This is a genomic window from Vibrio sp. (assembly GCF_050299255.1).
Taxonomy (GTDB): Bacteria; Pseudomonadota; Gammaproteobacteria; order Enterobacterales; family Vibrionaceae; genus Vibrio.
Genome location: NZ_JBNKVP010000099.1, coordinates 1 through 10,513 on the forward strand (window position 1 = coordinate 1; position 10,513 = coordinate 10,513).

Genomic DNA, 10,513 nt, shown 5'->3' on the forward strand with positions numbered 1-10,513 from the left:
CGCGCCCTATGACGCGGGTATTTTTATCCACGCCAGTTGCTTCGGGTTATCTGGCCCCCAGACCACGCCAGCGTTACGCAGATCAACAGCCATGGCATTTTTACCGGTAGAAGTACGACAACACGCAAAAACTTGGCGTTTTGCTTTTGAAAAATAACCGGTTTCGCCCTACGCTTGAAAACTAAAAGCGATAACAAATTCGTTACAAAAACAACAACTAGGTATGAGCAACATACCCAAGGAGCACGTTAGTGGGCAATCTGGTCAGAACCATTCTGATTATTGACGATCAAGCCATCGTAAGATTAACCCTGGCGAAGTGCCTGGAGAAACTGGGCAACTACCACATTGTTGAGGCAGAAAATGGCATAGAGGCTCAGCAGATTCTGGACGATCAAAGTATCGACCTGGTGTTTTGCGACTTAAACATGCCCGTGTCTGACGGCTTTGAAGTATTGAAGTTCCTCGCCACTTCCCACCTGGATGTTCCGGTGGTGCTGATTAGTGGTGAAGACGACGAAGTGCTCAATTCCACCGCCCAGCTCGCACTGCAGTACCAATTGAAGATCCTCGGCTGGACCCTAAAGCCCATCGAACCGGCCATGATTCAGAGTTTTGTCGACAAGGCTAATAATTATCAGTACTGCAAAGCGGTCTTACCGCATACCTCGATGTCGGAACGCAAAATCGTCGAAGCGCTGCAACAAAACCGCTTCGAAGCGTTTTTTCAGCCACAAATTTGCCTGGATACCTACTCGATTGTTGGTATCGAAGCCTTGGCTAAAATTCGTGCAGAGGACGGAGAAGTTATTCCACCGGAAAGCTTTATTGCCGTGGCGGAGAAATCGAACCAGAACATTACGTTGCTGACCAAAGCCGTCATCAATGATGCGCTGAATAAATTTCACATTGCCCGCTCAGTGCTGCCTGAGTTGTCCTTATCGATCAATATTTCCCGCAAGGTGTTACTGGACGATACGTTTTCGACCTGGCTGATCAACACCGTCAGGAATCAGCGACTTCCTACAGACAAAATCATCTGCGAGCTAACTGAAACGACATTGGAAAGTCACTCCGCGGCAGTAACCTCGTCGATACTGCGCCTACGGATGAACAAGTTCCGACTGTCGATTGATGACTTCGGTACCGGCTATTCAACTTTGGAACAGCTTCATCTGTTGCCATTTCAAGAACTGAAAATCGACAAGTGTTTTGTACAAAACTGTCTGACCAACCATAAATCTCGCACTGTGGTGGAACAGAGCATTCAAATGGCCAGGGCGATGGACTTAGAAGTCGTGGCAGAGGGTGTGGAGACTATCGAAGTAGAACGGTTTTTGCAGTCACTGGGCTGTAAGTGTGCCCAGGGCTACCTCTACTCGCAACCGGTTGACATCGATACCCTGCTTCAGCATCCGTTTATCAATCTTGCGAGAGCATCACAACGAGTAACCTGATATGAGCTTTACTTCTCGTCTACCTACCTTGCTACTGCTGCTGGGCGTTTTGATGACCATCGCGATCGCCAGCGCATCCTGGAAAGCGAACCAGGTATTGAAACAGTCCGCAATGGACGATATTGCCCGCGAATCAACGCTTTTGATCCGGCTGGTCGATCAGAAATTATTTGAACTCAGCCATGAAGCCAGGGTGCTTCCGCTCTCATTGGGGGAAATTGCGACCAACCAGCTTATTCCTGTGGCTACCAGCCAGAATAATCTCGCCAACCTGAACAGCTTAATCCGCAACAACGCCCACTATCGCCGGGTGGTACTGTTTGATAAAGACGGTCGGCTTATCGCCGCCAACCGCAATGATCGTTTTGGCCAGCCGTTGCCGCAGATGAAGTTGGATGCGGCAGAGATACGCAATAAAGCCTGGTTCAAGGCTGTGTTGGCATCGGAGAATAAGAATAAAGATCTGGAAAGTTCGGCGGTACTGCTGGGACCAGAGCGTAAAATGATCGATAACAACCCAAACAGCTACGATCTGCTATTTGCCAGTGCGATCAGAGATACCAAAGGTCAAGCGATTGGCGTCTGGATCAACGTGATTGATTTCGCCGTCATTGAAAACATTTTCCTCGATAACTATCAACGTCTGGCTAACCAGGGGATGGCGCAAGTTGAACTGACCCTGCTCGACAAGACCGGCACCGTCATTATCGATGTTGATCCGGTTGGCCAGAAAAAGGCGGCCTACAGTCGCGATTTTGCTGTAGTGGGCCAGCTTAATCTGGCGGATGTCGGCGTTGAGAGTGCCAGCCTTGCCGTATCCGGTTTAAGTGGCAGCGTCCTGTCCAGTCACTTTCGTAAGGGCATAGAGCAGGTTGACGGATATGCCCACTCAATGGCCAGAGACAGCGTGGCGGGTGTCGGCTGGTCCACCTTAGTCCGACTGGACTCCAATATCGCCTTTGCCCTGTCTGAAAAAGTCGTGACCCAGTATCTGTTGACGGCGCTCGGTTTTCTGTTTCTCGTGCTTGCGGCGGCAGTATATCTGTATGTTAAAACCCGTCGGCCTATTAGTGAGTTCATCCGAGTGGCGGATCAACTGGCGATCGGTAACACCGACATCCGGTTACCGGTGTTGGAAGAGGGGCGAGATTTTGGCCAGATGATGAATACCCTGGCCAGTTGGAAACAGACTCTGGAATCAAACCGCCAACTGACTGAACATCAACAAAGCCAGCAGTTTCATTTGGCGATACATCAACGCATTGTGGATTCAACCAAGACCGCGATCATCGTCTGTGACGTTCAGCAACCGGATCAGCCGATTGTCTATGTGAACCGCGCGTTCGAGCAGCTCACCGGCTATCTGGAACGCGACGTCCTAGGACGCAACTGTCGATTTTTGCAGGGCAGCGACACCGACCAGCCAGAACTGTTGCAGATACGTAAGGCGATTGGTGCAGGGAAATCTTGCCAGGGCATCGTGCGCAATTATCGAAAAGACGGCAGCCTGTTTTACAACCAGTTCAGTATCGATCCAGTTTATAACGACCACAATCAGCTGACCCATTACACCGGTATTCTGACCGATGTCACCGAAGCGCGACTCGAAGATGACCATCTGCAGCGTCAACTGGAGCAGCAAATAGCAGAACGCAGTCAACAATATCGGGAGTCAGAAAACCGCCTTCGCTCGGTGTTTGATACCGCAACCGACGGCCTGGTGGTGGTAGATTGCCATCTGCATATTTCAGACATGAACCGCTCGCTTGAACTGATGTTTGGCCGCTCCCGGTCAGAACTGTTGGGCCAATATCTGCCCGACCTGATCCTGACGCCGGACAACAGGGCCCCTGAAGATAGCCTGTGGGTTAAGCTCACCAACGACTCTAGCCAAAGCATCAAATATCCGGTTAAAAAAGACGGACTGCATAAATCAAACCGGCTATTCCCTATTGAAATCTCTTTTGGTGAAACCGAACTGGGGGAAAATAAAGCCTTTGTCGGCGTAATTCGCGATATCAGTGAACAGGAAGATACCAAAGGTCGCGAGCTGGAACTGCGTCAGGAGCTAAAACAGCGAGAAGTGATTTACCGCACCGCCTTTAGTCAGGCCGCAGTGGGCATATCCCGCTTGTCGCTGGCCAACCAGTTTCTGGAAGTGAACGATCATATGTGTGCCATTTTTGGCTATCGGGAAGAAGAATTCGCCTTACTGACGTTGTCAGACATCACCTTCCAGGAAGATTTAACTCAGCAAGCCGAAACGGTCGAGCAGGTTCGACTCGGGCTGAGAAAAGATGCTTCGCTGGACAAGCGATTTGTCCGAAAAAACCAACAGGTATTCTGGGCTAACCTGTCGTTATCCATGGTACATGATTCGCGAGGTCAACCGCTCTATTGGGTGGCCATTCTGGAAGACATCACTGAACGCAAGCGTTTTGAAGCCGAATTGCAACAGGCGAAAAATGAAAGAGAAGAACTGCTGCTTGGCCTGAAACTGGCGTCAGAAGCCGGTGGCGTCGGTAACTGGTCGCGGGACATGACCACCAATGAGCTCAGGTTTGATGAAAACATGTACAAAATTTACGGCTTCAAACCCGGTGCAACGATCAGCTACGAACAGTGGCGCAGCAGCATTCATAACGAAGATATTGAACCGCTGGAACTTCAAGTGGAGCAAGCTACTGAAGCCAAATCCCCATTTAGTGCTGAGTTCAGAGTCTTCAACCAGACAACCGGAAACATGCAATGGGTGCGCAGCTCAGCCGATATGCTGCTGGATGAGCAGGGCAACGTCCAGACCATGTTCGGTATTAATCTGGATATCACCCAGGAGCGCGTCATTCAGGAAAGTCTGGCCAAGGAAACCTTAGCCGCGCAGCAGGCCAATCAGGCCAAATCGCGCTTCCTCGCCACAATGAGCCACGAAATACGCACACCGATGAACGGTGTGATAGGTATGATCGATGTGCTGAGTGACACTCCAATGAGTAATGACCAGCAACGCATGATGCGCACCATTCGCGACTCCTCTTACTCGCTGCTGCAGATCATCAACGATATTCTGGACTTCTCTAAAATTGAATCAGGTCAGATGGCGCTGGAGATCCGCCCGACTAAACTGCTGAGCCTGATAGAAACCACCACCGAGTTGCTGTGGGTTAACGCCAACAACAAGAGTGTCGAGCTGTTCATCGACTACGATCTCTCTCTGCCATCAGAGATACAGCTGGATCCGGTGCGCATTCGTCAAATCTTACTCAATCTGCTGGGTAACGCGATAAAGTTCACCACCAAAGGCAAAGTGCGAGTCACCGCCAGCCCGGGAGATCGTGGCCATACGGTAATACTGTCGGTTCAGGATACCGGCATCGGCATGTCACAGACTCAGGTTAACAAACTGTTCCGGCCTTTTTCGCAGGCCGATAGCTCAACAACCCGTAAATACGGCGGTACCGGACTGGGTCTCAGTATCACTAAATCTTTTGTCGACATGATGCAGGGTGAGATCGAAGCCAGCAGCCAGCAGAATATCGGCAGTACTTTTACCGTCCGGCTGCCGATGCACCCGTCAGACAACGCCTTCACCCTGGCCTCACAGTTTGATTTCAGTGCATTAAAAGTTCTGTTGGATATCCACAACAACGCCATTGCCGATCAATGCCAACAATTGCTAAGCCAGTTAAGCCCGGCACAAAAGCTGTGGGCATCCTCTGCGACTGCAGACCGCGAACTGGATCCTAAGACCATCGTCATTACCGATTATCACCGAGCCGATAGCCAGCAGTTGCGGACTCTGATGCTGTCTGACGATCACACTGCCAGCCCGGGACTGACTACCCCAACCAGTTACACCATTACCCTTTGTCCACTAAAACCGAGCGAACTGTTGCACGCGCTGGCGGTGTTATCCGGCCAGGCCAGCCCTGACTGGAGTCCGACCCTGAACGAAACCCTGCATGATAATATCGTACCACTCAATGCAGCCTTGCACCGGAACCAGCGGCTGCCGAAAATTCTTTGTGCCGAAGATCAGCCCACCAACCAACTGGTATTGTCCCACCAACTGGATAATCTGGGGTTTGATTATGAGATGGCGAATGATGGCCAGCAGGCGTTGGAAAAATGGCAAACTGGTGAGTTTGGTATTGTGTTGACTGACTGCCACATGCCGCTGATGGATGGTTTCGAACTGACCGCCGAAATACGCCGTCAGGAGGAGGAATCCGAACAGGCGAAAACTGTGATTATCGCCATTACGGCCAATGCACTGGCGGGAGAGGCCGAGCGTTGTCTCGATGCCGGTATGGACGATTATCTGGCCAAGCCGGTTGAAATTCATACCTTAAAGCGGATACTGTCAGAAAGAATAGAAGCGGTCGTTAAGAGTGACGGCGACGCCGATAAGTCAGGACATGCAATGGACCAAAATCAGCGCATCCCGGGGATAGATTACGACTACCTTTATCGGGTAATCGGCCCGAATAATCACGAGTTGATGCAGACCATTTTCAAAATGTTGTGGGAAAACATCTCCCGTGATATCGGCCTGTTGGATCAAGCTCTGGAACAGCATAATGTCGCGAAAGTGAAAAGTATTGCTCACGGCGCCAAAGGGGCGTCTGCTTCTGCCGGGGCTTCGGATTTAAGCCAGATTTTTAAACAGATCGAATCTGGCCACACTGATGCAGCCCTGGTTAGCCAGCAGCTTGTTATAGCGCGGAAAGAGCTGGCCAGACTGGAACAAGGCTTTATCGAGCAGGGGATCATCTTGCCGGAAAACGTCAACTGAATATGCGAAAATTTTCATTTTCATACTAATTGATTGCTATTCTGAGCAATCAGGGTAATTTGATGATTACAGATATTTTTTCTTCAGAAACTCAATGAGCGAATATTTAAACCTCACTCCTGTACTATACAAACTGGCGTTGGCTATTACGCTGCTGATTTTATACGGCGTGCTTAAGCGCATCGCCAGCCGGGCCATCGTAAAACTGGCCAGTAGCAAACAAGTTAATGCCGCCCGGCTCAGCTTCGTGTTGCGCTGTTTTAATATCGCCCTGTTGTTTGTGTTTGCCTCGCTATTTTCCATCAGCCTGGACATCGGCTACGGCGACATCTCGCTGTTCCTCTCTTCAATCTTCGCCGTACTGGGTGTCGCGCTGTTCGCTCAGTGGTCCATATTGAGTAACGTGACCGCTAGTTTTTTGATTTTCTTCGTTTTTCCCTACCGGGTAGGCGACAGAGTAAGAGTGCTGGATAAAGATGATGACATAGAAGGGGAAATGATAGATATCACCATGTTCCATGTCATTATTCGCCATAACAACGGCAACATTATCACCTACCCTAATAACCTGATTCTGCAAAAGGGTGTGGTTAAGATTACCCCAGAGAAAAAACGCAGCAAACCTGCCAAGCCGAGACTATATACTCGCCTGGTTAGTCGCAAAAAAGGGCTGCGTTAAACCGCAGCCCCATAACGTTAGCTTTCTTTCTGGTGCTCCAGGACCTGTTTTCCCGGAGACTGTATTGCAATGCTTTTTGGTTTCATCGAATCGGGAATTTGCTTAATCAAATGTACGGTTAACAGTCCATTATTTAATTCAGCACCTTTAACTTCCACATATTCTGCCAAGTCAAACTTGCGTTCAAAAGACCGGTGTGCAATACCCTGATACAGATACTTACTGGAGTCTTTTTTCGCTTTGCTACCTTTCACTATCAGCACGCCGCGTTCAACCTGAATCTCCAATTCCTGTTGGTCGAAGCCTGCGACAGCCAAAGTAATGGCGTATTCATTATCACCCACCATTTCTATGTTATACGGTGGGTAGCCGCTAGGCACACTATCAGTACTTAGCGCACTATTTATTAGCGAAGCAAGACGGTCATAGCCTATTGTATTGCGGTATAGCGGAGTGAGATCAATAGTATTCATAATATCCTCCTTAAGAAGCAATATTAGTAAACAAATCAATCAGGGAAATAACCTTAGCCAAGTTCAATTCCCGATACTTTATATATTTATTTCTCTATAAACTTTCAAGATTATCTATAGATAAATTAGTTATGTTATTAGAAAAAATCTGCATAAAAGTGGACTACTTAGTAACTATGTACTGGTTAATGTACCGTCAACTTTTCCTTGTCCTGAGACTGCACCCATTCCAGTAGTCGCCGAATATCCGCAACTCTGCGCATTTGCACCATTGGAGCCCACAAATAAGGCGCAATCGAGAACAGTTCATCTCGACGACTTACCGGGAACGTGATAGCAGCAGGCCAAACAGGTAACGCTTTGGTTTGGTTTTTCTCTGCGACAGAAAAGTGAATCGATGGATAACGAATCATAAACACCTCAAACTAGCCGGTGATTTGCCGCTGCCCATCTCCTGGAAACTCCAAGCGAGATGGGGTAATCACAGCAAGCAATCTGTCATTAAACGATTACCTTCACTCTTTAATATGGGGACTAATGGAGCATTTTTAATTCGCCTAACTTATGCTTGGCGACAATACCTTGATTGACTGAATGAATAGTTACACCCAATTTCAACGGTTTAGCTTTTGAAGTCGAGGGCGGTAGTTGCTAATGTGTGAATATGAAACAGTTAGTTAGGAAAACGACAATGATAAATCGCCTTCTGATCATGATGGCCCTGTTTACCGCCTCGGCGCACGCCGCAGACGCACCGCAATATTCAGACAGTGAACTACTGGATAGACCACTGATGGAGCGCTACATCCTGGATGAACTCAAAGCGCTAAGACAAGACCAGCAAGATCTGGAAAGACGGCTGACGGTTCAGATTACCGATCGGGAGCTGGACGTGGCGGACAAATCATTAAATTATGCCAACGTCACCGTGACCTACTTCTTCTATATTATTGCTGGTGTGGCATCACTCATCGCCTTTGTCGGCTGGCAGTCACTGAGAGAACTGAAACACAATACCCGTCAGATGGCCAATCAACGTCTGGAAAAAATCGCCCAGGAATATGAGAAGAAGTTCCTCGCCCTGGAGCGGGATCTGAAGCGTAAGACACGCATAATCAGCGAGAACAACAAAGAGATTGAGAAGATCAATGAGATCCACAACCTCTGGCTAAGGGCGCAAAGTATGCAAACTCCTGAGCAGCGGATTGGCGTCTACGATGAAATATTGCTCATTCGCCCAGGAGATTTGGAAGCGCTGACATACAAAGCCGATGCTGCAATGGAGATCAAAGAGTATCACTGGGCGATGAGCCTATGTAACCGCGTTTTGGAAGTGGATGATGCTAACGGCCCGGCCCTCTATCAGCGTGCCTGTGCATATGCCAGATTGGGTGTCGAGTCTCAGGCGATTGATGATTTGGAACGGGCAATTAAAGCCAGCCCTTCAGTTCGGGATTTGATCGCAGATGAAAAAGACTTTGAACTGCTGCACGGTAATAAGCGATTTGATGCCTTGGTAGCTGCGGCTCACGGCGGCCATGAAGCGTAAAATTTAAAAACACCAACGGCAAATGGTGGGGTAAGGAATGAAGATCAGTTTCAACATGGAAGACGCCAGTCAGGTACTGGTTGGGGCATTTGCACTGGCCGTGCCCATTTCATTTTCGGAAGAAGCCTGGACACTCGGTGAAACCTTACCCTTCACTAACCTGCTGCTGTTGGTGTCTCTATCAGTAATATTTCTCGGCCTATTTGCCTACCAAAGTGTGTTTCAACAGCGGATTCAGAATCGGGTGTGGGTATTTGTTTTACGCATTGCCATTGCCTATTTCATCGCCGCACTCGTGGTATGTCTGGTTCTGATCTGTCTGGATAAATTACCCATCTTTACCGACCCTGTGACTTCGATTAAGCGCATCATTGTGATTACCATGCCCGCCTCTATGGGCGCGATTGTCGTTGATAGCTTCGACAAAGAATAGCCTGATGGCGATCTCCCCTTAACATACAAACCCGTACATTTCTTGCCGTTTAGCTACGCTATGCTTGCGCTTTAATACAGTAGAGAAATTCGGAAAACAGAGTATGAACAAGTTGAGTAGTCATTCTCCTGACGTCACAGCAGGACAGGCCATCTACAATCGAGCGGTGCTCACCATCTATGACTGGTGGGTATTGGGGCTCTCAAACCATTACTTATGGCGCTGTCCGACTCATCTGATTGGCCAGCAGTTTGGTGACTTTACCGGCCATAACCATCTCGATGTCGGCGTCGGTACCGGCTACTACCTGAAGCACTACTTACCAGAGCATTGCCAGCAATTATCGTTAATGGATCTCAATCCTAACAGCCTGGCGGCGGCCCGAAAAGCGGCGCCACGGAGTCACGTAACGCTATTACAACACAATGTGTTTGAACCGTTTGCAGCTCAGGAGTGCTTTGACTCCATCAGTATCAATTACCTGTTGCACTGCCTGCCCGGAAGTTTAACCGAAAAAGGTGTCGTATTGGCCAATCTGGCGGCTAATCTGAAAGCTGAAGGTTGGCTGTTCGGCAGCACGATTTTGGGCCAGGGTTCAATTTCGGCCAAAGGAATTAAGTTGAATAAAGCAGCACAAAGTTTGATGGCGATTTATAACCGAAAAGGTATATTTTCTAATCAGGAAGATGATATTGAACAACTGACATCTCAATTAAATAAGCACCTGAAAAATGTCAACATTAAAATAATAGGTACAGTCGCAATATTTAGTGGTCAAAAATACTAAGTAAAACATATAGCAAATCAGTTTAATTTGCTGACTATATATCAACAAAAGTTATTATTAGTCAGCAATCTTACCATCAGCAGCCTATCTCCCATGCGCAATGCATCCACCGCACTAATGGTTATTCAGTTTTATATTTATTTTATTTACATCAAAACTTATAAAAAATATAATTTGTTATAAATTGTAAATTAATAATTAATCACATAAACAAAAACAATTATTGAAGCGAAGTCACAGTACCCCATATAAATAAAGTTTCACCTTCTTGTTTACAGTTCATTATTCCATTTAATATTGGGTGGGGAATTATATATTTCATACCAATAAACAAAAAATGGAC

8 protein-coding genes are annotated in these 10,513 nt (G+C 47.9%); 6 read left to right on the forward strand and 2 right to left on the reverse strand.

The window, feature by feature from the left end; all coding sequences use genetic code 11:
* Window positions 1–251 precede the first annotated feature (251 nt).
* The 3 genes from ACQY6F_RS17030 to ACQY6F_RS17040 all read left to right on the forward strand — a co-directional run bounded on the left by ACQY6F_RS17030 (window position 252) and on the right by ACQY6F_RS17040 (window position 6,928).
* Window positions 252–1,457, forward strand: a complete 1,206-nt coding sequence (locus ACQY6F_RS17030; RefSeq protein WP_428776132.1) for an EAL domain-containing response regulator — start codon at window positions 252–254, stop codon at window positions 1,455–1,457.
* Between the two features lies 1 nt (window position 1,458).
* Window positions 1,459–6,249, forward strand: a complete 4,791-nt coding sequence (locus tag ACQY6F_RS17035) for a PAS domain S-box protein (protein WP_428776133.1) — start codon at window positions 1,459–1,461, stop codon at window positions 6,247–6,249.
* A 94-nt stretch (window positions 6,250–6,343) separates the two neighbouring features.
* Entirely contained in the window at window positions 6,344–6,928 is a 585-nt protein-coding gene (locus ACQY6F_RS17040) for a mechanosensitive ion channel domain-containing protein (protein ID WP_428776134.1), read from the forward strand.
* 17 nt (window positions 6,929–6,945) lie between these two features.
* Here ACQY6F_RS17040 and ACQY6F_RS17045 read toward each other — a convergent pair whose 3' ends face one another.
* Both ACQY6F_RS17045 and ACQY6F_RS17050 read right to left on the reverse strand, forming a co-directional pair.
* Window positions 6,946–7,401, reverse strand: coding sequence for an Hsp20 family protein (locus ACQY6F_RS17045; protein ID WP_428776136.1), 456 nt, complete (start codon window positions 7,399–7,401; stop codon window positions 6,946–6,948).
* A gap of 185 nt (window positions 7,402–7,586) precedes the next feature.
* Window positions 7,587–7,814, reverse strand: coding sequence for a hypothetical protein (locus ACQY6F_RS17050; RefSeq protein ID WP_428776137.1), 228 nt, complete (start codon window positions 7,812–7,814; stop codon window positions 7,587–7,589).
* Window positions 7,815–8,113: 299 nt separating this feature from the next.
* Here ACQY6F_RS17050 and ACQY6F_RS17055 point away from each other — a divergent pair, with 299 nt between their 5' ends.
* The 3 genes from ACQY6F_RS17055 (at window position 8,114) to ACQY6F_RS17065 (ending at window position 10,170) form a co-directional block, all read left to right on the forward strand.
* Window positions 8,114–8,950, forward strand: coding sequence for a TPR end-of-group domain-containing protein (locus tag ACQY6F_RS17055; RefSeq protein WP_428776143.1), 837 nt, complete (start codon window positions 8,114–8,116; stop codon window positions 8,948–8,950).
* 37 nt (window positions 8,951–8,987) lie between these two features.
* Entirely contained in the window at window positions 8,988–9,383 is a 396-nt protein-coding gene (locus ACQY6F_RS17060) for a DUF2391 family protein (RefSeq protein ID WP_428776139.1), read from the forward strand.
* Between the two features lie 103 nt (window positions 9,384–9,486).
* Window positions 9,487–10,170 carry a class I SAM-dependent methyltransferase gene (locus tag ACQY6F_RS17065; protein ID WP_428776141.1) on the forward strand — a complete coding sequence of 228 codons (684 nt, stop codon included), beginning with the start codon at window positions 9,487–9,489 and terminating at the stop codon, window positions 10,168–10,170.
* The last annotated feature ends 343 nt before the right edge of the window (window positions 10,171–10,513 follow it).